Here is a 23,701-nt window from a genome sequence, read left to right as displayed (position 1 = left end):
AGTACCGCCTCGTAAGGGGAGTGGGAACGACGGTGCAGGGGTGATGCGGTGTCTGGACACACTGTTGGGTCCTGAGGAAACGGGCGACCGGTTCTTCTGGGACAGGACCACTCAAGCAGGCATGCATATGTCTGTGGCGGTGGTTTGCTGTTTGTTGTTTGAGATTTGCATAGTGGACGCGAGCATCTTTGTGGCCAAGTTTTTTAGGGCACACGGTGGATGCCTTGGCATCAGGAGCCGATGAAGGACGTGGGAGGCTGCGTTAAGCCTCGGGGAGTCGCCAACCAGACGTTGATCCGGGGATGTCCGAATGGGGAAACCTAGCACCAGTCATGTGGTGTTGCCTCCGCCTGAATGTATAGGGCGGTTGGTGGTAACGCGGGGAAGTGAAACATCTCAGTACCCGTAGGAAGAGAAAACAACAGTGATTCCGTGAGTAGTGGTGAGCGAAAGCGGATGAGGCTAAACCGGGCGTGTGTGATAGCCGGCAGGCGTTGCATGTCCGGGGTCGTGGGACCTTCTTGAAGTGGCTGCCGCTGCTTCGAGCAGTGATAAATCGATGGGGTAGTTGAAAGCTCTGGGAAGGGCTGCCGTAGACCGTGAGAGCCGGGTAGGCGAAACCTTGTCGACTGCTGGAGGGGATCCCAAGTAGCACGGGGCTCGAGGAATCCTGTGTGAATCTGCCAGGACCACCTGGTAAGCCTAAATACTCCCTGATGACCGATAGTGCACGAGTACCGTGAGGGAAAGGTGAAAAGTGCCCCGGTGAGGGGTCGTGAAATAGTACCTGAAACCGTGTGCCTACAAGCCGTAGGAGCGTACAGGAGCTTGCTTCTGTGTGATGTGACTGCGTGCCTTTTGAAGAATGAGCCTGCGAGTTATGGTGTGTGGCGAGGTTAACCCGTGTGGGGGAGCCGTAGCGAAAGCGAGTCTGAAGAGGGCGTTTGAGTCGCATGCTGTAGACCCGAAGCGGAGTGATCTACGCATGGGCAGGTTGAAGCTCAGGTAAGACTGGGTGGAGGACCGAACCCACCAGGGTTGAAAACCTGGGGGATGATCTGTGTGTAGGGGTGAAAGGCCAATCAAACTCCGTGATAGCTGGTTCTCCCCGAAATGCATTTAGGTGCAGCGTCGCGTGTTTCTTGCCGGAGGTAGAGCACTGGATGGCCGATGGGCCCGACAAGGTTACTGACGTCAGCCAAACTCCGAATGCCGGTAAGTGAGAGCGTGGCAGTGAGACTGCGGGCGATAAGGTTCGTAGTCGAGAGGGAAACAGCCCAGATCACCGACTAAGGCCCCTAAGCGTGTGCTAAGTGGGAAAGGATGTGGAGTCGCAGAGACAACCAGGAGGTTGGCTTAGAAGCAGCCACCCTTGAAAGAGTGCGTAATAGCTCACTGGTCAAGTGATTCTGCGCCGACAATGTAGCGGGGCTCAAGTACACCGCCGAAGTCGTGGCACTGACAGTGAAAGCTGTTGGTGGGTAGGGGAGCGTCGTGCAGCCGGTGAAGCAGCAGAGTGATCTAGTTGTGGAGGCTGTGCGAGTGAGAATGCAGGCATGAGTAGCGAATCGAGGGTGAGAAACCCTCGCGCCGGATGACCAAGGGTTCCTGGGCCAGGCTAATCCGCCCAGGGTAAGTCGGGACCTAAGGCGAGGCCGACAGGCGTAGTCGATGGACAACGGGTTGATATTCCCGTACCCGCTTCAATGCGCCCATACTGAACCCCTTGATACTAAGAGTCCTTAACTCGCCTAAAGCCTTCGGGCTTGGGGTCAGAGTGAACGCTCGGCCTGATTGGGTAGTAGGTAAGCGATGGGGTGACGCAGGAAGGTAGTCCAGCCCAGGCGATGGTTGTCCTGGGGTAAGCATGTAGGGAGTGCGGTAGGCAAATCCGCCGCGCGATATCCTGAGATGTGATGCCGAGCCGATTGTGGTGAAGTGGATGATCCTATGCTGCCGAGAAAAGCCTCTAGTGAGTGTTGTGGCGGCCCGTACCCTAAACCGACTCAGGTGGTCAGGTAGAGAATACTAAGGCGATCGGGTGAACTGTGGTTAAGGAACTCGGCAAATTGCCCCCGTAACTTCGGGAGAAGGGGGACCTCTGCTGGTGATGAGTCTTGCACTCGGAGCTGGTGGGGGTCGCAGTGGCCAGGGGGAAGCGACTGTTTACTAAAAACACAGGTCCGTGCGAAGTCGTAAGACGATGTATACGGACTGACGCCTGCCCGGTGCCGGAACGTTAAGGGGACCGCTTAGCTCAGCTTGCTGGGCGAAGGTGAGAACTTAAGCGCCGGTAAACGGCGGTGGTAACTATAACCATCCTAAGGTAGCGAAATTCCTTGTCGGGTAAGTTCCGACCTGCACGAATGGCGTAACGACTTCCCCGCTGTCTCAACCGCAGACCCGGCGAAATTGCACTACGAGTAAAGATGCTCGTTACGCGCAGCAGGACGGAAAGACCCCGGGACCTTCACTACAGCTTGACATTGGCGTTTGGAGCGTCTTGTGTAGGATAGGTGGGAGACTGGGAAGCTCGGACGCTAGTTCGGGTGGAGTCATTGGTGAAATACCACTCTGGTCGTTTTGAACGTCTAACTCTGGTCCGTGATCCGGATCGGGGACAGTGTCTGGTGGGTAGTTTAACTGGGGCGGTTGCCTCCTAAAGGGTAACGGAGGCGCCCAAAGGTTCCCTCAGCCTGGTTGGCAATCAGGTGTCGAGTGTAAGTGCACAAGGGAGCTTGACTGTGAGACTGACGGGTCGAGCAGGAGCGAAAGCTGGGACTAGTGATCCGGCATCGGCGTGTGGAAGCGGTGTCGCTCAACGGCTAAAAGGTACCCCGGGGATAACAGGCTGATCTTCCCCAAGAGTCCATATCGACGGGATGGTTTGGCACCTCGATGTCGGCTCGTCGCATCCTGGGGCTGGAGTAGGTCCCAAGGGTTGGGCTGTTCGCCCATTAAAGCGGTACGCGAGCTGGGTTTAGAACGTCGCGAGACAGTTCGGTCCCTATCCGCTGCGCGCGCAGGAGACTTGAAAGGGGCTGTCCCTAGTACGAGAGGACCGGGACGGACGAACCTCTGGTGTGCCAGTTGTACCGCCAGGTGCACGGCTGGTTGGCTACGTTCGGAAGGGATAACCGCTGAAAGCATCTAAGCGGGAAGCTCGCCTTGAGATGAGGTCTCCCACCACGAGAGTGGGTAAGGCTCCCGGTAGACGACCGGGTTGATAGGCCGGAGGTGGAAGCACGGTAACGTGTGGAGCTGACCGGTACTAATAGGCCGAGGACTTGACCACAAAGCTTCTTGCTCGCGTCCACTAGGCAATTCTGAGACAGCAACCAGTGCTGTTTCGCAGGGTTACGGCGGTTATGGCGGGAAGGAAACACCCGGTTACATTCCGAACCCGGAAGTTAAGCTTCTCTGCGCCGATGGTACTGCACTCGGGAGGGTGTGGGAGAGTAGGTCACCGCCGGACAATCGTTTGGAGAGGCCCCGATGCTGAGCGTCGGGGCCTCTTCGCTTTTCCAGGGGTCCCGGCGTCGATGCGCAAGGGCTTTCGTTTCACGGCCTCGACACCGGTGTGTGTCGGGGCCGTTTCTGCGTTCGTCCTGAGTTCACGAGAATGATGCGCGTTCACGTCTAGCGGCGGCTCGCGATCTTTCGTGATAATGCTGCCGTGATCGCGGTCGGGGCGAGAGCGATACCACGACTGATCATCGTCCTCGCCCTGGTAGCGCCGCTGCTGGCAGCCAGGAACCAGGTGCCGGTCGAGGTCGGTGCCGCCGCCGTGCCATCCCCCGTCAGCGCGTCCACGGTGCACCAGCGCGCGGCCGTGCCTCGGTTGCACCTGGCAGAGGAGAGCGTCGGCAGGGAGACAGTGGCGCAGGTGCCGGCCAAGCGCATCTCCAAGCGGCTCGACAGGTTCCTGGCCGGTCGGCCGGGGCCGGTGACGGCGATGGTGAAGGAGCTGGAGACCGGGCGGGTCTACCGGTACCACGCGGGGGAGCGGCTGATCACGGCCAGCACGGCCAAGGTGCAGATACTCATGGCGCTGCTGCTGCGTACGCCGTGGAAGAAGTTGCCCGGGGCGGTCAGGCAGGATGCCGAGAAGATGATCCGCTACAGCGACAACCACGCCGCGGATCGGCTGTGGTCGCGAATCGGGGGCGCGGCGGGGTTCGACGCGGCAGGCAGGAAGCTGGGGCTGAAGCACACCAGGGGCGTGCCGGGGAGTTGCGTCGATCTGTACTGCTGGGGGATCACCAGGACGTCCGTGGACGATCAGGTGCGGCTCATGGCGGCGCTGGTGTCAGGGAAGAGCCCCTTGAAGGCGGCGGATCGCCGGCAGGTGCTCAGGCTCATGGGCGCGGTCGTGGACAGCCAGGACTGGGGTATCAGCGCCGCGGCGTGCCGGGGCGAGCGCGTGGCGCTGAAGAACGGCTGGCTCAAGCGCGTCTCGAACAAGCTCTGGGCCACGATCAGCGTCGGGCTGATCAGGAGTGACGGGCGCGACTACGCCGTTGCCGTACTCACCGAGGGCAGCCCCGAGGTGGCGTACGGCATCGCGACGGTGGAAGGCGTGGCCGAGCGGATCATGCGTGACTTTCGGCGATGCCCGGGGTGACGAGCCGGTAGCCCACTCCGCGTACGGTCTGGATGAGCTGGTCGTCCTCGTCGCCCAGGCGCGCCCGCAGCCGTTTGACGTGCACCGCGATCGTGTTCGTCGAGGTGTTGGCGGCGGCGTGCCAGACGTGGCGCATGATCTGTTCGCGGGTGACCGTGCGGTCGGCGTTGCGCATGAGGTACTGCAGCAGCTCGAACTCGCGCAACGGCAGGTGCACGGCCCGCCCGGCGACGCGTACCTGATAGGCCTGGACGTCCAGCTCGACCCCGCCCACGGCCAGCACCTTGCGGGACTCGGGCGAGGCCGCCTGGATGAACGGCAGCAGCTCCGGCACCCTGTAGGGCCTGGCCACGCAGGCGGCGGCGCCGGCCGCGAGCGCGCGTACCGCCTGCTCGGCGTGCCCCTCACCGACGCCGAGCAGCACGGGCACGGCCCGGGCCCGCCGTACGGCGCGGACGAACTCGACCGCGTCGATGACCGGCAGCGTGGCCGAGACCAGAACCACGTCCGGCTGGAGGGCGCCGGCCTGCAGCAGGCCCTGCGCGCCGTCGGGGGCACCGGTCACGGCCACGCCCTCGCGTTCGAGGGCCGTGGCCACGTCGTCCACGACGGAGTCGTCGGGGTCGGCGATGAGCAGCACGGGCTTGGTCCTCGTGTCCCCGTTCATCGTGGATGCCGCCTGCTGTCGGGTCATCAGCCGAAGCGCCCCGTGATGTAGTCCTCCGTCGCCTTCTGCGTCGGGTTGGTGAACATCCGGGACGTCTCGTCCATCTCGACGACCTTGCCGGGCTGGCCCTGCGCGGCCAGGTTGAAGAACGCCGTCCTGTCGCTGACGCGGGCGGCCTGCTGCATGTTGTGGGTGACGATGACGATCGTGTACTGGTCCTTCAGCTTGGCCATCAGGTCCTCGATGGCCAGCGTGGAGATCGGGTCGAGGGCCGAGCACGGCTCGTCCATCAGCAGGACCTCGGGCTGCACCGCGATGGCGCGGGCGATGCACAGGCGCTGCTGCTGACCGCCGGACAGGCCGGCGCCGGGCTTGTTGAGGCGGTCCTTGACCTCGTTCCAGAGGTTGGCGCCCTTGAGGGAGTCCTCGACGATGCCGTCCAGCTCGGACTTGGCGATGCGGCCGCGGTTCAGGCGCAGGCCGGCGGCCACGTTCTCGTAGATGGACATCGTGGGGAACGGGTTGGGGCGCTGGAAGACCATGCCGATCATCCGGCGGACCGAGACGGGCTCGATCGTGGGGGCGTACAGGTCCTCGCCGTCGAGCAGCACCTTGCCGTCCACCCGGGCGCCGGGGATGACCTCGTGCATGCGGTTGAGCGTGCGCAGGAAGGTCGACTTGCCGCATCCCGACGGGCCGATGAAGGCGGTGATCGAACGAGGCTCGATGGTCATGGACACGTCCTCGATCGCCTTGTGCGACCCGTAGTACGCGTCCAGGCCCGAAACCTGGATCTGCTTGGACATTTCTGTGGTTTCCCCCTATCGGCCCTTGGCGGGCGAGCGCCACCAGGCGATCAGGCGCGCCAGCAGGTTGAGCAGCATGACGATCAGGATGAGCGTGAGGGCTCCGGTCCACGCCCGGTCGATGGCGGTGTCGTTGGGCCGGGCCGCCTGGTCGAAGACGAAGAGCGGCAGGCCCATCTGCGGCCCGTTGAACGGGTCGTTGTTGATGGAGTTGGTGAAGAACACCGTCATCAGCAGCGGGGCCGTCTCGCCGGCGACGCGGGCCACGGCCAGCATGACGCCGGTGACGATGCCGGTGAACGCGGTGGGCAGCACGACCTTGACGATGGTGCGCCACTTGGGCACGCCCAGCGCGTACGACGCCTCACGCAGGTCGCCCGGCACCAGCCGCAGCATCTCCTCGGCGGATCGCACGACCGTCGGCATCATCAGGATGGACAACGCCAGCGCGCCCGCCCAGCCGGAGAACTCGAAGCCGAGGAAGAGGATCCAGAACGCGAAGACGAACAGGCCCGCAACGACGGAAGGGACGCCGGTCATGACGTCCACGAAGAAGCTGATGGCGCGGCTCAGCCGGCCGCCGTTGCCGTACTCGACCAGGTAGATGGCGGTGAGCAGGCCGATCGGCACGGAGATGAGCGAGGCCAGCAGGACCTGTTCGAGCGTGCCGATGATGGCGTGGTAGGCGCCGCCGTTGGCGTCCCTGGCCCCGATGCCGTTCATGGAGTGGGTCAGGAACTCCAGGTCGAAGCGTTCGAGGCCGTTGGAGATGACCAGCCAGAGCACGGAGACGAGCGGCACCACGGCCAGCGCGAACGCCAGATAGACCAGGCCCTGGACGACCCGGTCCTTGATCCGGCGGCCGGTGGAGATGTGTTGGATCGTGGTCATGCGCCGGCCCTCGCGTACTCCTTGCGACGGTTGATGACGAACCGCGCGGCCATGTTGACCAGCAGCGTGATGACGAACAGCACCAGACCGGATGCGATCAGGGCGCCCCGGCCGATGGTGTTGGCCTCGCCGAAGCCGTTGGCGATGTTCGCCGCGATGCTGTTGGCATGCGGGGTGAGGATCTGGAAGGTGATGTCGAAGGTGGCGGGGAAGATCAGCGCGACCGCGATGGTCTCGCCCATGGCGCGGCCGAGGCCGAGCATGGCGGCGCTGATGACGCCCGGGCGGCCGAACGGCAGCACGGCCATCCTGATCATCTCCCAGCGGGTCGCGCCGAGCGCGAGCGCCGCCTCCTCGTTCATCTTCGGCGCCTGGAGGAAGACCTCGCGCGAGATGGCCGCGATGATCGGCAGGATCATGATGGCCAGCACGACACCACCGGCGAGCATCGTCTTGCCGCCGATGATGCCCTCACCGGCGAACAGCGGGAACCAGCCGAGGTTCTCGTTGAGCCACTGCGACGGCGTCCTGAGCAGGGGCACCAGGAACGCCACGCCCCACAGGCCGTAGACCACACTGGGGACGGCGGCGAGCAGGTCGATCAGGTAGCCGAGCGGGGCGGCGAGGCGGCGCGGCGCGTAGTGCGAGATGAACAGCGCCACGCCGACCGCGACGGGGGTCGCGATGACGAGCGCGAGCAGGGAGCTGAGGACGGTGCCGAACGCCAGCGCCGCGATGCCGAACTCGCGGCTGCTGTTGGGCTCCCAGGTCAGCTCCGAGAAGAAGTTCGCCTTGTTCGCCTGAAGGGCCGGGATCGCTTCGCTGATGAGGAACACGGCGATGGCCGCCATGATCGCCAGCAGGGTGACGCCGGCCGCGGTCGACAGGAAACGGAAGGGCGCTTCACCGCGGCTGCGCCGCGAGGCGGACCGGCTCGTGGCCGGCCCGCCGTCACGGGTACGTACGTTGGTCGCCATCGGGGATTAGGAGATCGCCTCGACCGCGGTCCGGACCTTGGTCAGCAGCCCGCCCGAGAGCGGGGCGTAGCCCAGCTCCTTGAGCGCCGCCTGGCCCTCGTCGCTGGAGGTGTACTGGAGGAAGGCCTTGACGACCTTGGACTCCTCGGCAGGCAGGCCCTTCTCACAGGTGATCTCGTAGGTCACCAGGACGATCGGGTAGGCGCCCGGCGTCTTGGTGGCGTAGTCGATCGACAGAGCGAGGTCGTTGCCGGTGCCCTTGATCTCGGCCGTCTCGACGGTCTTGGCCGCGCTCTCGGGGGTCAGCTCGACGAACTCCCCGGCGCCGTTGGCGACCTTGGCCTTCTGCAGCGAGGAGTTCTCGGCGTAGGAGAGCTCGACGTAGGAGATCGCGCCCTCGGTGTCCTTGACGGAGGAGGCGATGCCGTCGGAGCCCTTGGAGCCCTGGCCCTTGGCCTCGGCCGGCCACGCCTTGGCGGGCTCGTACGGCCACTCGGCGGTGGCCTTGAGGAACTTGGTGAAGTTGTCGCTGGTGCCCGACTCGTCCGAGCGGTGGAAGGCCTGGATCGGGGTGGAGGGCAGCGTGGCGTTGGGGTTGTCGGCCTTGATGGCGGCGTCGTCCCACTTGGTGATCGTGCTGTTGAAGATGCCGCCGAGCGTCTTGGGCGACAGCTGCAGACCCTCCACGCCGGGCAGGTTGTAGACGACCGCGACGGGGCCGGTCACCATCGGGATGTTGATGGCGTTGCCGGTCTTGCACCGGGCGTTGGCCTGCGTGGGCTCGTCCTCCTTCAGGGCCGAGTCAGAGCCGGCGAAGGAGACCGTGCCCTGGATGAACGCCTGCACACCTGCGCCCGAGCCGCTGGGCTGGTAGTTCAGGGTGACGCCGGGGTTCGTGGCCGTGAAGTTCTTCGTCCACTCGGTGATCGCGTTGGCCTGGGCCGAGGAGCCCGCGGCGTTGATCGTGCCACTCAGGCCACCGTTGTCGTTGCCCGCGGCGGGTGCGCTGGCGCTGGCGGAGCTGGTGCTGCCAGCGCCGGCGTTGTTGTCTGTGCCGCACGCAGCGAGCGAGAGCGCGCCGACGACGGCGACGGCGGCGAGCCGGCCTGCATACTTCACGGTTGGGTTCCTCCCACTTGGTCCTTAGTCGCCATGAAGGTATGCAGCGAAGGTGACTCAGACCCCCTACCGAGGGTGAACGTTCGGTGAACGCACCAGGTCACCCTCATGATGGGTGTTATGACTTATCGCGTGTGCGTGGTGTGCATGGGGAACATCTGCCGATCGCCGATGGCCGAGGTCGTCCTCCGCCAGACGCTCGCCGACCGCGGTCTGGGCGACCGCGTCGTCGTCGAGAGCGCCGGGACGGGCGGGTGGCACGTCGGGGATCCCATGGACGAGCGGGCTCTGGGGATCCTCGCCGAGCACGGCTACGACGGCTCGACGCATCGGGCCCGGCAGTTCACCAAGGACTGGTTCGACCGCTACGACCTCGTCCTCGCCATGGATCGGGACAATCTGTCCAATCTGCGCAGGCTGGCCGCCGCCGGGGTGGAGGTGCGGCTGTTCCGGTCGTTCGACCCGGATGCCCCGGAAGGGGCGGAGGTGCCGGATCCCTACTACGGGGGCCGGGAGGGGTTCGAGGAGGTGCTGGGCCTGGTCGAGGCCGCCGCCGTGGGCGTCGCCAAGCACATCGCCGACGCGGTCGATGAGAGTCACTGAGGATCTCGGCTCCTCGCACGGCTGGCGGCTGCGGCGGGGTGTGCTGGACGACGGGCGCGAGGTGTTCGCCAAGAGCGGCGGCGCCTCCGAGGTGTTCGCCTCGGAGGCCGCGGGGCTGCGCTGGCTGGGCGAGGCCGCCGCGGTGCCGGAGGTGATCGAGGTGGGTCCCGACCGGCTCGTGCTGTCCTGGGTACGCCAGGAGCGGCCCGACGCGGCGGCGGCCGAACGGTTCGGCCGATCGCTGGCGCGGCTGCACCGGGCCGGGGCACCCGGCTTCGGCGCGCCGTGGGCCGGGTTCATCGCCGAGCTGCCGATGGACAACGCGCCGTGCGCCGACTGGCCGTCGTTCTACGGTGAACGGCGGGTGCTGCCGTTCCTGCGGCTGGCCCGGTTGCCTGCCTCCGACGCCGCGCTGGTGGAGCGGGCCGTGGAGCGGTTCGCCGAGGTGGCGGGGCCGCCGGAGCCGCCGGCGCGGATCCACGGGGATCTGTGGAGCGGGAACGTGTTGTGGTCCGGCGGGGACGGGGTGCTGATCGATCCCGCGGCCCATGGCGGGCATCGGGAGACGGATCTGGCGATGCTGGAGCTGTTCGGGCTGCCGTACCTGGATCGGGTGCTGGGGGCCTATCGGGAGGAGTGGCCGCCTGCGGAGGGGTGGCGGCAGCGGGTGCCGTTGCACCAGCTGCATCCGCTGCTCGTGCACGTGGTGTTGTACGGCGGGTCCTACCGGGAGAGCCTGATGGGTGCGGTGCGCCGCGTGCTGGCGCTCTAGCCGGTCCTTCTCCTGTGCGGAGGCTAGCCGGTCTTCCTCCTACGGAGGCTAGCCGGTCTTCCTCCTGCGGTAGGCGCGCTGCTGGCACGCGCGTGAGCAGTAGACGCGGGGACGGCCTGACGCGGCCGGGTCCAGCGGCTTGCCGCACTCCTGGCAGGTTTCGTCACGGGTTTCCTCACGCTCCTGGATGAGGGCCTCGATGCCGTCCAGGAGCCGGCGCAGGCCGAACTCGAAGGAGTCCTCCGGGTCGTCCCAGCCGCCGGACTCCCACAGGTGCGTGATGGCGGGGTAGCGGTCGAGGCGCTCGTACAGGTCGTCGCGGCCGCCCCACCACTCCTGCTCGGACATGCCGCTGCGGCGCTCCTCGCGCAGCGTCTCGACCAGGACCAGCGCCTCGGCGTCCACGAAGCGGCCGAGCAGGCCGACGGCGGCGATCACCTCGGACGGCCTGAGCGCGGTGCCGGTCAGCGTGGCGAGCAGGTCGTCGTAGTGGGCGACGGCGTGCGGGCCGGGCAGGCGGCGGGTGCCGCGCACCTCGGCCAGCCAGGGGTGCCGCTTGCGGATCTCCCACGCCTGCCTGGCGATGGCCTCCAGCCGGGCGCGCCAGCCCTGCTCGGGCGGCGGCGGCTCCGGGTGCTCGCGCATCACCTCGTCGCTCATCAGCTCGACGAGCTGGTCGCGGCCGGGCACGTGGCGGTAGAGCGACATGGTGGTGAAGCCGAGCCGGTCGGCGACCTTGCGCATGGACAGGCCCTCCAGGCCCTCGGCGTCGGCCAGCTCGACGGCGGCGCGCACGATCCTGCCCACGCTCAGGCCGGGGCGCGGCTCCGGCTCCTCCTCGCGCCACAACAGCTCGACCGGATTCTGGCTCGTTGGCATGGCTCATAGTTTATGGTGTACTCCGATGTGTACGGCATAAACAAGGTGGAGGTGGCTGAGATGTTCCATGTGTCTCCTGCGGGGGACGACTCCTGGCAGGGCTCCGCCGAGCGTCCCTTCAGGACTCTGGAGCGGGCCCGCTCCGCGGCCCGCGAGGTCGCGGGCGGGGCGGTCGTCCGGCTCCGGGCCGGCACGCACGTGCTGACCCGGCCGTTCGAGCTCACGGAGGCCGACTCGGGGACGGTCTACGAGGCGTACGGCTACGGCACCGCCGAGCAGGAGGAGGCGGTGGTGAGCGGCGGCCGGCCGATCACCGGGTGGCGCGAGCGCGACGGCGTCTGGCTGGCAGAGGTCGGCGACCTGGAGGTCCGCCAGCTCTACGTGGACGGGCGGCGGGCCGCGCGGGCCGCGATCCCCGGCCTGCCGGGAGCGGCGGAGGCGACCGCGACCGGCTACGTCACCGACAGCGCGGAGCCGCTCGGCTGGCGGGGCGCCGAGTTCGTGTACCGGGGCGTCTACCCGTGGACGGAGGCGCGGCTGGGGATGGCCGGGGCCGCCGCCGACGACGGGGGCAGAACGGTGATCACCATGGCACAGCCCGGCTTCGGCTGGGCCATGGAGCTGTACAACTCGACCTGGGAGGGCAACACCTCCCACGGCCCCGGGCTGCCGACGGCGATCGAGAACGATCCGGGCTTCCTGCGCGAGCCGGGCACCTTCGTGCTCGACCGGTCGCGCCCGGGGGAGCACGTGCTGATGTACCTGCCGCTGCCCGGGGAGGACCCCGCGCGGACGACGGTGGTCGCGCCGGTCCTGGAGACGCTGGTGCGGGTCGCGGGGGCGCGGGAGGTGGCGTTCAGGGGGCTGATTTTCGCGGACGCCACCTGGCTGCGGCCCGGCCGTCCCGAAGGGTTCGTGCACTACCACGGGAGCGGCTACTACGAGGGCGGCGGGGTGGAGACTGCCGTCCTGGGCGAAGGCGCCTCCGTGACGTATCCTACGGCTTCCGTCACGATTCCCGCGTGTGTGCGGTTCGAGGACACGGCCGGCGTGGCGGTCGAGGGCTGCCGGTTCACCCGGCTCGGGGCGTCCGGGCTGGGCGTCTCCGGGGGTGAAGGGCTGAGAGTGCGCGGCTGCGAGTTCGACACGCTGTCGGCCGGTGGCGTCGTGGTCTCCGGCAGCCGGGCGACCACCGTGGAGGACAACCGGGTGCGGCGGGTCGGGCTGGAGTTCAGCGGGTCGCCGGGGATCGCCGTGACCGGCACGCGGGACTGCGTGGTCGCGCACAACGAGGTCGGGGAGGTGCCGCACTGCGGCATCGTCGCCGGGCCCGGCGAGGGCACCAGGATCCTGCGCAACCTCACCGCCGGCACCATGCAGGTGCTGGCCGACGGGGGCGGGGTGTATTTGAGCGGGCCTCAGGAGAAGGGGGCCGAGGTGCGGGGGAACGTGATCGTGGACACGCGCACGCCGTACAACTTCGGGCTCTACCTCGACTACGGGGCCAGCGGGGTGATCGTCGAGGAGAACGTGGTCATGCGCGCCGACAACACGTCCGTCCTGCATGTGGGGCCGCCGCTGGAGAACGTCACCTTCCGGGGCAACTTCTGGGACGCCGATCCGCTGGGGCACGACGACCCGCCGAGCGGGGTCACGTACGAGGGGAATGTGACCATCAAGGATGAACGGGAGCTGAACGCCGCCACCGAGGCCATCCGGTCGCGGGCGGGGCTGCTGCGGCCCCGGGGCTAGCTTCTGATCGTGGTGCCGTTGAGGCGGTTGATCACCTCGTCGTGCAGGACACCGTTCGTGCAGACCAGGCTGCCGCCCTCCAGGCCCTTCACGCCGGCGGTGTCGGTCCAGACGCCGCCGGCCTCCTCGACGATCACGGTGAGCGCCGCCATGTCCCACGGGGACAGCTCCGGCTCGGCCGACAGGTCCACCGAGCCCTCGGCGACCATCATGTGCGACCAGAAGTCGCCGTATGCCCGCGTGCGCCAGCAGGCGCGGCTGAGGTCGAGGAAGTTGTCGAGCTTGCCGCGCTTCTCCCAGCCGCCGAAGCTCGAGTAGGAGAACGAGGCGTCCTCCAGCGCCGACACCGACGACACCCGCATCCGGGACGCCTTGGTCAGGCTCTTGCCCGTCCACGCGCCGCCCTCGGCCGCCGCCCACCAGCGCCGGCCGAGGGCGGGGGCCGACACCAGGCCGACGACCACCCTGCCGTACTCCATGAGCGCGATCAGCGTGGCCCAGACCGGTACGCCGCGCACGTAGTTCTTGGTGCCGTCGATGGGGTCGATGATCCAGGACCGGGCGCCCCACCCGGTCTTGCCGAACTCCTCGCCCACCACCGCGTCGCGGGGCCTGGCACGGCGCAGCGTGCCCCGGATGGCCTCCTCCACCGCGCGGTCGGCGTCGCTGACCGGCGTCAGATCGGGCTTGGTCTCGACCTTCAGGTCGACCGCCTTGAACCGCCGCATGGTCAGGTCATCGGCGGCGTCCGCCATGACATGCGCGAGGCGAAGATCATCGTTATAACCCTGCACGGTCGCCCACGCTACCGTGTCGGCTATGCAGAACATCAGTCACTAACGCCCCTTTTCTGGTAACTCGCATTCCAGTTACTGGCCAGTAGCATGTGCGGTATGTCGGTAGATATCGGTGGCTTGCTGCTGGATACAGTTCCGTTTGCCCGGACTTTGGGGATCGTTTTCGACACGGTGGCGGACGGACGGGCGGTCTGCCACGTTCCGGACCGTCCGGAACTCCACAACCACGTGTCAGGGCCGCACGCCGGGGTACTCTTCACGCTCGCCGAGTCCGCCTCGGGGGCCGCCGTGCTGTCGTCGCTCGGTGACCAGCTGAGCCGGGCGGTGCCGCTGCCCACCACGGCCACCATCGAGTACCGGAAGGTGGCGGTGGGGCAGGTGCGGGCCGAGGCGCGGCTGCTGGCCTCGCGTGATGAGGTGGTGGCGAAGCTGGACGCGGGGGAGCGGCCGGTGTTCGACGTGGCCGTGGAGATCACCAATGCCGACGGCGCCGTGGTGTCCGCCCTGACCGTCACCTGGACCCTCCGGCCGAACCGGCCCGCTCGGCCTTCGTAGTCGGCTCTCCGGTGCGGCGCTTGACTTGGTCACCTGAGCATGGGCCATGCTCAGGTATGTCCGTCTTACTTCGGGCCGCCCTGGTGGGGGCCGTGATCGGGCTCGCCGAGGACGCACTCTCCGATCTGGCACTGCAGCAGGAGGATCTGCTCGCGGCCCTGGTCATGGTGGTCGGGCCGTTTCCCGTGAGCATGTTGCTGTCTCTCTGGGCGAAGTTGCCCCGGTGGTGGCTGATGTCGGTCATGGGGCCGGTCGCTGTGGGGTTGTTGCTGCTGCTGGTGCTGGTCTCGCCCGCCGTCAGCACGAACCTGGGTGAGTGGGGGAGTCGACTGGCCTTCATGGGCGTCGGCGCGCTCGGCTTCGCCCTCGCCGCTGCCGCGATGCTGCCGGTCCGGCTTCGGACGCGGGTGGTCGTGGTCGCGGTGGTGGGGGTGCTGGGGCTGGCAGGGGTTTTGGGGAGGGGGTGGGTCGTCGCGTTGGGGCAAGGGGCAGCGGCTGCTCGTGCGGGGATTCCTGTCGTTGTGCCGGAGGTGCCTGGGTATCGGCTTGCTTACGTCAATGTCTCTGGTGGGGAGTTGTCGCTTCGGTACGAGTCAGCGCGGGGGGAGGCGCTGGAGGTTGATGTTCGGGCCATGGGGGGTGTGGGGGCTCGGGAGAGGTGTGTGGAGGGGCATGTGCGTTTGGATGCTTGTCGTGAGGTGGTGCCGGGGGTTTGGGTTGATGATGAGGATGTGGATGTGGGGTTGGCTGCGGAATGGGGTGGGGCTTCGGTGAGGGTTCGGAGCAGTGTTACGACGCAGACCGATCTGCTTCAGGTGTTGGGGTCTCTTCGGGCCGTCGGGTGGTGGGAGCTGGCCTGGCAGTGACTTGTCGCGCTTCGGCTTTGCGTGTGGCGGGTGGGTTGTGAGGTCGTGCGTTCGGGATTTCGGGCGTCGTCCCTGTGGCTACGGGGCTGGGCCTCTGCGTGTAGCGCCGCGTTATGGATCTGGGGAGGGGCTGGAGCGCGTGGCGTGTGGGCGTGCTGGGCCCAACGAGGGTGTGCTGTAGCGCAGGGCGGCTCGTGGTGTCGCGCTGTAGCGCGTGGTGCGGCGTCGTCTCGACGGCTCGTGGCGTGGCGCTGTAGCCCGCGCGCTGGCTCCGCCGCTCACGGTGTCGCGTTGTAGCGCGTGGTGCGGCGTCTCGGCGATTGACGTGACGGCACGTTTGGCACTGAGAGCCGCGTCGGCTTCGGAGCGGGGCGATGAAGGCTCAGAGGCCGTGGAGCGCGTCAGGAGGCGTCGTTCTGGACGGGGTCGCGGTGGGGTGCGGGCGTGTCGCCGGTGGCGTCCTCGTCGTGGGCCCCTGATCGGTCCTCCACGTTGCCTTCGCGGAGGGACCGCGTGGAGTCGTCCGAGGTGCCCTCACGACCGGACCCTGTGGAGTCGTCCGAGGTGCCCTCGCGGCGGGAGCTTGTGGAGTCGTCCGAGGTGCCCTCGCGGCTGGACAGCAGGCGGCGGAGGGACTCCAGGCGGGCGGGGTCGGCCTTGCCCGCCGCCACCCACGCGTCGAGCGCGCAGTCGTCGCCCAGATGCGTGCAGCCCTTCGGGCACTCCACCGTGCCCTCCACCAGGTCGGGGAACGCCGCCAGCACCGTCTCCACCGACACGTGCGCCAGGCCGAAGCTCCGCACACCGGGTGTGTCGATGATCCAGCCTCCCTCCGGCAGCTCCAGGGCCACGGCCGAGGTGGAGGTGTGGCGGCCCCGGCCGGTGACGGCGTTGACGTGGGAGACGGCGCGGTTGGCATCCGGGACGAGGGCGTTGACCAGCGTCGACTTGCCGACGCCCGAATGGCCCACCAGGACGCTGATGCGGCCGGCGAGGTGCTCGCGCAGCTCGTCCAGCGAGCCGCCCTTGTGAACCACGACGTGCGAGACGCCCAGCGGCTCGTAGAGTGCCACCAGCTCGTCGGGCGGCGCGAGGTCGGACTTGGTGAGGCAGAGCAGGGTGTCGATCTCGGCGTCGAAGGCCGCCACGAGGATCCGGTCGATCATGCGGGGCCGCGGCGGCGGGTCTGCCAGGGCGGTCACGATGACGAGCTGGTCGGCGTTGGCCACGACAGGGCGCTCGATGCCGTCGGTGTCGTCCGTGTCGTCGGCCGAGCGGCGCAGCATCGAGGTGCGCGGCTCCACGCGTACGACCCTGGCCAGCGTGTCCGGGCGGCCGGAGACGTCTCCGACAAGGGCCACCCTGTCGCCCACGACGATGCCCTTGCGGCCCAGCTCGCGGGCCTTCATGGCCACCACGAGCCGGCGCTGCGGCGGCTTGCGCTTCTGGGCCGAGCCCTTCGGGCGCTCCGGCTCGACCAGCGTCGTGTAGCGGCCCCGGTCGACGGCCACCACGAACCCTTCCACGGCGTCCTCGTGCGCAGGACGGATCCGGGTCCTGGGGCGGGATCCCTTGCCCGGCCTGACCCGTACGTCGTCCTCGTCGTACTCCCGCTTTCTCAGCGGTCCGCTCCCATGCGCTCGCTTCCCCTCTGTGCTTGGAACTGTGTTGATAGTGGTGCTGGTGCTGGCCCCTGCGGTGGTCTTGCTCTGGTGGTCATGCTCCATGCGGTGGTGCTGATGGTCGTGCCTCGTGCGGTGGTGCTGATGGTCTTGCTTCCTGCGGTGGTGCCGATGGTCCTGCTTCGTGCTGTGGTGCCTGTGCTGGTGATGTGCCGACCGCCGTCACCGTGCCCCATGGCGAGCCGGTCGCCGTGGCCGTGCCTTGCGGTGCGTCGGTCGCCGTGATCGTGCCTTGCGACGCGCCGGTCACCGCGCCTTGTAGGGCGCCGGCCGGCGTGGCCGGGCCCCGTCGAGCGCTGCCCGCCGTGGTCGCGCCCTGCTGAGGGCCGTTCGACGTGGCCGTGCCCCGCGGGGGCCGCGTCGCCGTGCTCTGTGGAGCGCCGCTGCACGGGGCTCGTGAAGGGACGGCACGTGCGGGCGGTGCTGGACGTGTGCGTGTAGGTGTAGCCGGTGTCGGTGTCGCGGACGCCACCCTGGCTCGGACGGGTGGCGGGGTGGTGCTGGTGGATCTTCTGGTCGCCATGCGGGCAGCGCGCTGTCACGTGCCGCCCTTCACCGAAGTGCCCGACGTGCTGCGGGTGAAACCAGCCGCCGGGGGACGGTGCCGGGCGGCGCTGATCGCGGAGGTCATCGGGCTTCCAGCATCGCCGTCCACATCCGGACGAACTCCGGCAAGGTCTTGGCGGTCGTCGCGATGTTCTCCACCTGCACCTCCGGCACGGCCAGACCGATGACCGCGCCGGCCGTGGCCATGCGGTGGTCGTCGTAGCTGTGGAAGATGCCGCCGTGGAGCGGGCGGGGGCGGATGATGAGACCGTCCTCGGTCTCCTCGGCGTCGCCGCCCAGACGGTTGATCTCGGTGGCGAGTGCGGCGAGGCGGTCGGTCTCGTGGCCGCGCAGGTGGGCCACGCCCCGGATGCGGCTGGGGGTCGAGGCCAGGGCTGCGAGGGCGGCGATCGTCGGGGTCAGCTCGCCCACGTCACGCAGGTCGGTGTCGATGCCGGTGATCCGGCCGGTGCCCGTGACCACGAGGTCGGTGGTGACCGACGCCGCCGGGCTGCTGGAGCCAGAGCCCGTCAGACTGGCGGTGCCGGATTTCGCCGAGTCGGCGGTGCCGAAGCTTGTCGGGTTGGCGGTGCCGGAGCCCGCCGGGTCGGTGGTGCCCGGCGTCGCCGAGGTGGTGGCGGGGGGCGCTTGCGTGCGGGTGACTGTGGCGCCCATGGTGGTGAGGAGGTCGCGGAGGGCGTCGCCTGCCTGGGTGGTGCGCAGTGGCCAGGCGGGGATCGTGACCGTGCCGCCCGTCACCAGGGCCGCGGCGAGGAACGGGGCCGCGTTGGAGAGGTCGGGCTCCACCGTCATGTCCCTGGCCGCGATGGGGCCGGGCTCCACCCGCCACACGTTGCGCTCACCGGCGTCGACCCGGACGCCCACCGCTCTCAGCATCTCCACGGTCATCTCGATGTGCGGCAGCGAGGGCACCGGCGGGCCCACGTGGCGGATCGTGATGCCCTTCTCGAAGCGTGCCGCTGCCAGCAGCAGGCCCGAGACGAACTGTGAGGAACCGGACGCGTCGAGGGTGACCTCGCCGCCCGGCAGCGGCCCGCTGATCGTGAACGGGAGCACGTCGTTGTCGATCCTGGCGCCGAGTGAGCGCAGGGCGTCGAGGATCGGGCCCATGGGGCGCTTGCGGGCGTGCGGGTCGCCGTCGAAGGAGACCGGGCCGTCGGCCAGGGCGGCCACCGGGGGCACGAACCGCATGACCGTGCCCGCCAGGCCGACGTCGATGTGGGCGCCGCCGCGGACCGGGCCCGGTGTGACCTGCCAGTCGACGCCCGCTGAGGTCTCGCGCGTGGACACCAGCGTCGTGCCGAGGGCTCGCAGCGCCGCCACCATCAGGTCCGCATCGCGGCTGCGCAGCGCCTGGCGCACGACTCCCGGGCCGTCGGCGAGCGCGGCGAGGAGGAGCGCGCGGTTGGTCACCGATTTGGAGCCGGGCAGTGGGACGGTGGCGGTGACCGGGGTGGTCGCCGTCGGTGCGGGCCAGTGCGGAGCGGGCATGGTCAAAGAGTACTGGTCGTGGCGGGGAGGGGGTCACGGCTTGTGGACGACGGGTGGTGTGTCTGTCGCCGCCTGTGGAGGAGGGGTGGCGGGACCTGCCGCCGCCTGTGGACGGGCGATTGGTGTGGCTGTCGCAGTGTGCGGATGGGGGTTGGCGTGTCTGTCACTGCTGTGGGTGAACCGCTGGCGTGCCTGTAGCAGCGTGTTGGGTGGGCGGCTGGCGTGGCTGTAGGAGCGTGTTGGGTGGGCGGCTGGCGTGCCCGTCGTGGCGTGTGAGTGGGCGGCTGTGGTGGCTGGCGCAGCCTGTGGACGGGCTGGTGGGGAGGTGGGGGCATGCGGTCGGAGGCATGACGTGGCAGTGTGGGGTCATGTGCGGTAGATACGCGTCGGCGCGCAAGAAGCACGAGTTGCTCGAGGAGTTCCAGGTCGAGCAGGACGCCGAGCCCGACAAGGAGCTCGGCCCCGACTACAACGTCGCGCCCACCAAGAACGTCTACGCCGTGCTGAGCCGCGTGCCCAAGGAGGCCGAGCGGGCGGTGCGGCAGCTCAGGGTCGTCAAGTGGGGCCTGGTGCCGGCGTGGGCCAAAGACCCGTCGATCGGCTCCAGGATGATCAACGCCAGGGCCGAGACGCTGGCGGAGAAGCCGTCGTTCCGGCAGGCGTTCGCCAAGCGCAGGTGCCTGCTGCCGGCCGACGGCTACTTCGAGTGGATGCCCGTCGAGGGCGAAAAGAAGAAGAAGCAGCCGTACTTCATCCATCCCGCCGACGGCGGGGTGCTGGCGATGGCGGGCCTGTACGAGTTCTGGAAGGACCCGTCCCGGGAGGACGACGACCCGCTCAAGTGGCTCGTGACCTGCACCGTCATCACGACCAACGCCGAGGACCAGCTCGGCCGCATCCACGACAGGATGCCCATGATGATCGACCAGGAGCACTGGGCGGAGTGGCTCGACCCCAAGCTCACCGACACCGAGCAGGCGGGGCGGCTGCTGGTGCCCGCCGAGCCTGGGCGGCTCACCGCGTACGCCGTGTCCACGGATGTCAACAACGTACGGAACAATGGCCCGGACCTCATCAAACCTCTCCCTGAGGAGGAGGAAACCGCGCTTTTCTAAAGGTGTAAGAAGCGCGGTTAGTGGGCATCCGGTGAGGAAAGCGATGCATCCGTCTACTCGGTGTCACCGCCAGAAATGCCCCCTAATTGCACCGGGCGGGACATCCGGGGAGTCCTAGCCGCGGGTTGCCCTCATTTACCCGGAGGTGCGGATTCGTGGACGTCACGACCGCTCGTGAGCGGCTGGAAGAAATGCTCGCGGAGCTGGACCGTTCGATCGGGGTCCTCCAGGGGGATCCCGTCGCCGTACGTGAGCACTCCGCGGCGGACGCCGGCTCCGATCTGACCGATGCCGATCGCGCTCAGGCCATGCTGACCGTGGCCACGACGCAACGCCAGGCGATCATGGAGGCGCTGAAGCGCATCGACGAAGGCGTGTACGGGAGGTGCGTCGACTGCGGCAGCCCGGTGCCGGAGGGCCGGTTGGAGGCCCGTCCGGAGGCCGCGCGCTGCGTGCAGTGCCAGGGCAAGCAGGAGCGCCGCCGCTGAGCGCCCGCGGGGCCCACGCCACAGCCGCCGCCGGACACGAAGAACGGCGGCGCGGCGACCGCGGCGGGTCACCCCAGACGGCGGATCACCCCGAAACCGGGACGGCGGGCGCCCGCCGCTCAGTCGCCCCTAGTCGGGACGGCGGGCGCTGGCGACCAGGTGGATGCCCACCGTGTCGTCGTCGTTGGGCTGGGCTTCGAGCTCGGTGCGCACCAGATAGTTGAGCGCCCGGGCATCGGAGCTCAGCACATGGTCCACCGTGGACGGCGACAGCACCGTGCGCGGGCGCATCCACTCGACCTCCAGCCCCGCCCCGATCAGCAGCTCGCGCAGCTGCCCGCTGCTGAAGCAGCGCGTGATGCTGCCGTCGGGCCAGGGCACGAGCATGACCTCGCCGGTCTGCCGCAGGTGCTGCCACTGCTCCTGCTCGGCCAGGATCGCCATGCCCAGCACCAGCGAGTCGACGCACACCAGCGCCCGCCCGCCCGGCCGCAGCACCCTGGCCACGTCGTTCATCGCCGACTCGGCCATCAGCTCGATCGACATCACGCGTTCCTCGGCGAGCACCGCGTCGACGCTCGCGTCGGGCAGGAAGGCCAGGTCGTCGGCGCGTACATGGCGGACGCGGTCGGCGTCGCGCAGCCGCGACAGCCCGTCGGGGGTCCGGCGGAAGTCGAGCACCTCGATCACCCTGTGCCCCAGTCTGGCGGCCTGACCGGACCACTTGCCGCGGCCGCCGGAGAGATCGAGGATCACTGAGGGTTCGCCGGGGAGCCATCGGTTGAGTTGTTCGGCGGCGACGGCGCGGTAGAAGGTCCAGTACGGCCCGAGCGTCCCTGAGCCGTTCAGTTCCTCGGCCGGAATGGGCAGCACACGCGACTCCTGGGTTCCGGAAAAAGGGCTACCAGCCGGTACGTATGACGTTCCCCGCACCGGGTCCTTCGTACCTTCTATCTTGCGGGAACAGACAAGGGCGCGGGCGTGTTGCGACGAGCATGCTCACATTGGTAGAACCCCAGCCCGCTGACCGGGTGGTCGCGGGCCAGCGGGTATCCTCCCCTGAGTACGGTGTTCCGCCACAGCCGGCCACCGGTGATCTTAGGGGGGTGGGTCCGGTGCCCGCGACAGGCGCGGAGACGCTGGAGCAGCGAAGCGAGCGATTCGAGCGCGACGTCATGCCGTATCTCGAACAGCTCTACTCCGCCGCGCTCCGGATGACCCGAAATCCCGCGGACGCGGAGGACCTGCTACAGGAGACCTTCGCCAAGGCGTTCGCGTCGTTCCACCAGTTCCAGCAGGGCACGAACCTCAAGGCGTGGCTCTACCGGATCCTGACCAACACCTTCATCAACAGCTACCGCAAGAAGCAGCGGGAGCCGAAGCAGTCGGGCACCGAGGAGATCGAGGACTGGCAGCTCGCGCGCGCCGAGTCCCACACCTCGAGCGGGCTGAAGTCCGCCGAGGTGGAGGCGCTGGAGCACCTGCCCGACGGTGACATCAAGCAGGCGCTGGCCGCCCTGCCCGAGGAGTTCAGGATCGCCGTCTACCTGGCAGACGTCGAAGGCTTCCCTTATAAGGAGATCGCCGACATCATGGGCACTCCGATCGGCACCGTGATGTCGAGGCTGCACAGAGGACGCAGGCAGCTCCGGGGCCTCCTTGAGGACTATGCTCGCGAGCGTGGCCTGGTCCCGGCGGAGGGATCGAAATGAGCTGTGGCAACCCGCACGACACCGACTGTCGCGAGGTCCTCGACAAGGTGTACTCCTACCTCGACGGTGAGCTGACCGAGGGGGACGTCGCGGAGATCCGCGTGCACCTCGACGAGTGCAGCCCGTGCCTGAAGGAGTACGACCTCGACAAGGCGATCAAGGCGCTCGTGCACAAGCACTGCGGCTGCGACCCCGTCCCGGCGGACCTGCGCTCGAAGGTCCTGGCCCGGATCGCGCAGGTGAGGTCCGAGCTGGCGGACTAGGATCTCCTCCATGCGCGTACTGGTCACCGGGGGTGCCGGCTTCATCGGTTCTCATCTCGTCGATCGCCTCCTGGCCGACGGGCACGAGGTGCACGTCGTGGACGACCTGTCGTCCGGCTCACGCGACAATCTGCTGGAGGCCGCGCGCAGCGACCGGTTCCGGCTGCACGAGCTGGATATCAGGGACCCGGCGCTGATCGGGCTGATGGCCGAGCTGCAGCCGGAGGTCGTCTGCCATCTGGCCGCGCAGATCAGCGTGCGCAAGAGCGTCACCGACCCGGCGCACGACGCCAGGCTCAACGTCGAGGGCACCGCGGCCGTGCTGCACGCGGCCCACGAGGGGCGCACGCGCAAGGTGGTGTTCGCCTCGTCGGTGGCCGTCTACGGCCGCCCGGCGACGATCCCCGTGCCGGGCGACGCGGCCACGGACCCGCGCTCGCCGTACGCCGCCTCCAAGCTCAGCGGCGAGATCTACCTCGCCACCTTCCGCGCGCTGTACGGCATCGAGTACACCACGCTGGTCCTGTCCAACGTCTACGGCCCGCGCCAGTCGCCGGAGGGCGAGGCGGGCGTGGTGGCCATCTTCACCGACGCCCTGCTCAACGGCACGCCCACGGTCCTGTACGGCGACGGCACCCAGACCCGCGACTACGTCTACGTCGGCGACGTGGTGGACGGCTTCGTCAAGGCGTGCGGCTCCGAGGGCAACGGCCGCCGCTTCAACCTCGGCACCGGCATCCAGACCACCGACCGGCGGCTGCACTCGCTGATCGCCGACGCGGCGGGCGCCCAGGACAAGCCGGGCTTCGCGCCGCCGCGCGTGGGCGATCTGCCGGCGATGGCGGTCGATCCGGTGCCCGCGCACGACGGGCTCGGCTGGCAGCCGCGCACCGACCTGTCGACCGGGATCAAGCAGACCGTCGAGTGGGCCGCGAGCCGTCGCGTGAAGTAGTGGCTTGATTACGCTTTGCTTGCGATTTCCGACTCCGCCCGTGCGGCCACGTCGGGTTCTGTAGCGTGAACCCCACAAGTCGACGTGGAGGCAACTGGATGTTCAAGGTTACGGTCGCCCGGC

General features: G+C 68.2%; 20 protein-coding genes, 2 rRNA genes and 1 pseudogene. 13 read left to right on the top strand and 10 right to left on the bottom strand.

The genetic code is table 11. The annotated features are described in order from the left end of the window. The first annotated feature begins 192 nt into the window (after nt 1-192). From LCN96_RS48985 to LCN96_RS48975, 3 genes are all read left to right on the top strand, one after another. Nucleotides 193-3,295 (top strand): 23S ribosomal RNA (locus LCN96_RS48985). 63 nt (nt 3,296-3,358) lie between these two features. Beyond that, nucleotides 3,359-3,475 (top strand): 5S ribosomal RNA (rrf, locus tag LCN96_RS48980). Between the two features lie 201 nt (nt 3,476-3,676). After that, on the top strand, nt 3,677-4,624 hold the full coding sequence (locus LCN96_RS48975) for a serine hydrolase (RefSeq protein ID WP_225269250.1): 948 nt from the start codon (nt 3,677-3,679) through the stop codon (nt 4,622-4,624). On the opposite strand, the gene LCN96_RS48970 is transcribed toward LCN96_RS48975, so the two are convergent. Genes LCN96_RS48970 through pstS form a run of 5 tightly spaced genes read right to left on the bottom strand, consistent with a single transcriptional unit; the run spans nt 4,593 to nt 9,084 of the window. Continuing rightward, entirely contained in the window at nt 4,593-5,291 is a 699-nt protein-coding gene (locus LCN96_RS48970) for a winged helix-turn-helix transcriptional regulator (RefSeq protein ID WP_225269249.1), read from the bottom strand. The genes LCN96_RS48975 and LCN96_RS48970 overlap by 32 nt on opposite strands. Before the next feature lie 26 nt (nt 5,292-5,317). Beyond that, a complete protein-coding gene (gene pstB, locus LCN96_RS48965; RefSeq protein WP_225269248.1) occupies nt 5,318-6,097 on the bottom strand; it encodes a phosphate ABC transporter ATP-binding protein PstB in 780 nt (259 codons plus the stop codon). Nucleotides 6,098-6,112: 15 nt separating this feature from the next. Next, nucleotides 6,113-6,988, bottom strand: a complete 876-nt coding sequence (gene pstA, locus LCN96_RS48960; RefSeq protein WP_225269247.1) for a phosphate ABC transporter permease PstA — start codon at nt 6,986-6,988, stop codon at nt 6,113-6,115. After that, nucleotides 6,985-7,965, bottom strand: coding sequence for a phosphate ABC transporter permease subunit PstC (pstC, locus tag LCN96_RS48955; RefSeq protein ID WP_225269246.1), 981 nt, complete (start codon nt 7,963-7,965; stop codon nt 6,985-6,987). Before pstC ends, pstA begins: the two co-directional genes overlap by 4 nt. A gap of 6 nt (nt 7,966-7,971) precedes the next feature. Next, nucleotides 7,972-9,084 carry a phosphate ABC transporter substrate-binding protein PstS gene (gene pstS, locus LCN96_RS48950; protein ID WP_225269245.1) on the bottom strand — a complete coding sequence of 371 codons (1,113 nt, stop codon included), beginning with the start codon at nt 9,082-9,084 and terminating at the stop codon, nt 7,972-7,974. 120 nt (nt 9,085-9,204) lie between these two features. Here pstS and LCN96_RS48945 point away from each other — a divergent pair, with 120 nt between their 5' ends. Together LCN96_RS48945 and LCN96_RS48940 are read left to right on the top strand one after the other, a co-directional pair. Beyond that, the gene (locus tag LCN96_RS48945; RefSeq protein WP_225269244.1) at nt 9,205-9,687 is read left to right on the top strand and encodes a low molecular weight protein-tyrosine-phosphatase; all 483 of its coding nucleotides are present in this window, start codon (nt 9,205-9,207) and stop codon (nt 9,685-9,687) included. Then, nucleotides 9,674-10,459 (top strand): fructosamine kinase family protein, encoded by a 786-nt coding sequence (locus LCN96_RS48940; protein ID WP_225269243.1) that lies wholly within the window; start codon nt 9,674-9,676, stop codon nt 10,457-10,459. The genes LCN96_RS48945 and LCN96_RS48940 overlap by 14 nt, the downstream gene beginning before the upstream one ends. Nucleotides 10,460-10,507: 48 nt before the next feature. Here the strand turns inward: LCN96_RS48940 and LCN96_RS48935 are convergent, their stop codons facing one another. After that, on the bottom strand, nt 10,508-11,338 hold the full coding sequence (locus LCN96_RS48935; protein WP_225269242.1) for a TetR/AcrR family transcriptional regulator: 831 nt from the start codon (nt 11,336-11,338) through the stop codon (nt 10,508-10,510). 60 nt (nt 11,339-11,398) lie between these two features. Here LCN96_RS48935 and LCN96_RS48930 point away from each other — a divergent pair, with 60 nt between their 5' ends. Then, the gene (locus tag LCN96_RS48930; RefSeq protein WP_225269241.1) at nt 11,399-13,090 is read left to right on the top strand and encodes a right-handed parallel beta-helix repeat-containing protein; all 1,692 of its coding nucleotides are present in this window, start codon (nt 11,399-11,401) and stop codon (nt 13,088-13,090) included. Here the strand turns inward: LCN96_RS48930 and hisN are convergent. Next, nucleotides 13,087-13,920, bottom strand: coding sequence for a histidinol-phosphatase (gene hisN, locus LCN96_RS48925; RefSeq protein WP_397351822.1), 834 nt, complete (start codon nt 13,918-13,920; stop codon nt 13,087-13,089). The genes LCN96_RS48930 and hisN overlap by 4 nt on opposite strands. A 63-nt stretch (nt 13,921-13,983) precedes the next feature. Here hisN and LCN96_RS48920 point away from each other — a divergent pair, with 63 nt between their 5' ends. Both LCN96_RS48920 and LCN96_RS48915 read left to right on the top strand, forming a co-directional pair. After that, nucleotides 13,984-14,442, top strand: coding sequence for a DUF4442 domain-containing protein (locus LCN96_RS48920; RefSeq protein WP_225269239.1), 459 nt, complete (start codon nt 13,984-13,986; stop codon nt 14,440-14,442). 92 nt (nt 14,443-14,534) lie between these two features. Beyond that, nucleotides 14,535-15,308: a hypothetical protein gene (locus tag LCN96_RS48915; protein WP_225269238.1), complete on the top strand. Its 774-nt coding sequence runs from the start codon at nt 14,535-14,537 to the stop codon at nt 15,306-15,308. 590 nt (nt 15,309-15,898) lie between these two features. Here LCN96_RS48915 and rsgA read toward each other — a convergent pair. Continuing rightward, nucleotides 15,899-16,930, bottom strand: a pseudogene (rsgA, locus tag LCN96_RS48910) (ribosome small subunit-dependent GTPase A); the annotation flags it as partial. Between the two features lie 687 nt (nt 16,931-17,617). Continuing rightward, complete coding sequence (gene aroA / locus LCN96_RS48905; RefSeq protein WP_225269237.1) at nt 17,618-19,048, bottom strand: 3-phosphoshikimate 1-carboxyvinyltransferase; 1,431 nt, start codon at nt 19,046-19,048, stop codon at nt 17,618-17,620. Nucleotides 19,049-19,416: 368 nt separating this feature from the next. Between aroA and LCN96_RS48900 the strand changes: the two genes are divergently transcribed. Then, complete coding sequence (locus LCN96_RS48900) at nt 19,417-20,163, top strand: SOS response-associated peptidase (protein ID WP_225269236.1); 747 nt, start codon at nt 19,417-19,419, stop codon at nt 20,161-20,163. Between the two features lie 155 nt (nt 20,164-20,318). Then, a complete protein-coding gene (locus LCN96_RS48895; protein ID WP_225269235.1) occupies nt 20,319-20,651 on the top strand; it encodes a TraR/DksA family transcriptional regulator in 333 nt (110 codons plus the stop codon). A 129-nt stretch (nt 20,652-20,780) separates the two neighbouring features. On the opposite strand, the gene LCN96_RS48890 is transcribed toward LCN96_RS48895, so the two are convergent. Continuing rightward, the gene (locus LCN96_RS48890; RefSeq protein WP_225269234.1) at nt 20,781-21,524 is read right to left on the bottom strand and encodes a class I SAM-dependent methyltransferase; all 744 of its coding nucleotides are present in this window, start codon (nt 21,522-21,524) and stop codon (nt 20,781-20,783) included. 233 nt (nt 21,525-21,757) lie between these two features. On the opposite strand from LCN96_RS48890, the gene LCN96_RS48885 reads away from it, so the two are divergent. Genes LCN96_RS48885 through LCN96_RS48875 form a run of 3 tightly spaced genes read left to right on the top strand, consistent with a single transcriptional unit; the run spans nt 21,758 to nt 23,578 of the window. Then, on the top strand, nt 21,758-22,363 hold the full coding sequence (locus LCN96_RS48885) for a sigma-70 family RNA polymerase sigma factor (protein ID WP_043624264.1): 606 nt from the start codon (nt 21,758-21,760) through the stop codon (nt 22,361-22,363). After that, nucleotides 22,360-22,626 carry a mycothiol system anti-sigma-R factor gene (rsrA, locus tag LCN96_RS48880; RefSeq protein ID WP_225269233.1) on the top strand — a complete coding sequence of 89 codons (267 nt, stop codon included), beginning with the start codon at nt 22,360-22,362 and terminating at the stop codon, nt 22,624-22,626. The genes LCN96_RS48885 and rsrA overlap by 4 nt, the downstream gene beginning before the upstream one ends. A gap of 10 nt (nt 22,627-22,636) precedes the next feature. Next, on the top strand, nt 22,637-23,578 hold the full coding sequence (locus LCN96_RS48875; RefSeq protein WP_225269232.1) for an NAD-dependent epimerase/dehydratase family protein: 942 nt from the start codon (nt 22,637-22,639) through the stop codon (nt 23,576-23,578). Nucleotides 23,579-23,701: the final 123 nt, after the last annotated feature.

Origin of the sequence: Nonomuraea gerenzanensis, assembly GCF_020215645.1 — a bacterium.
In the GTDB taxonomy this organism is placed as follows: domain Bacteria; phylum Actinomycetota; class Actinomycetes; order Streptosporangiales; family Streptosporangiaceae; genus Nonomuraea; species Nonomuraea gerenzanensis.
This window is presented reverse-complemented; position numbering and strand designations above follow the sequence as displayed.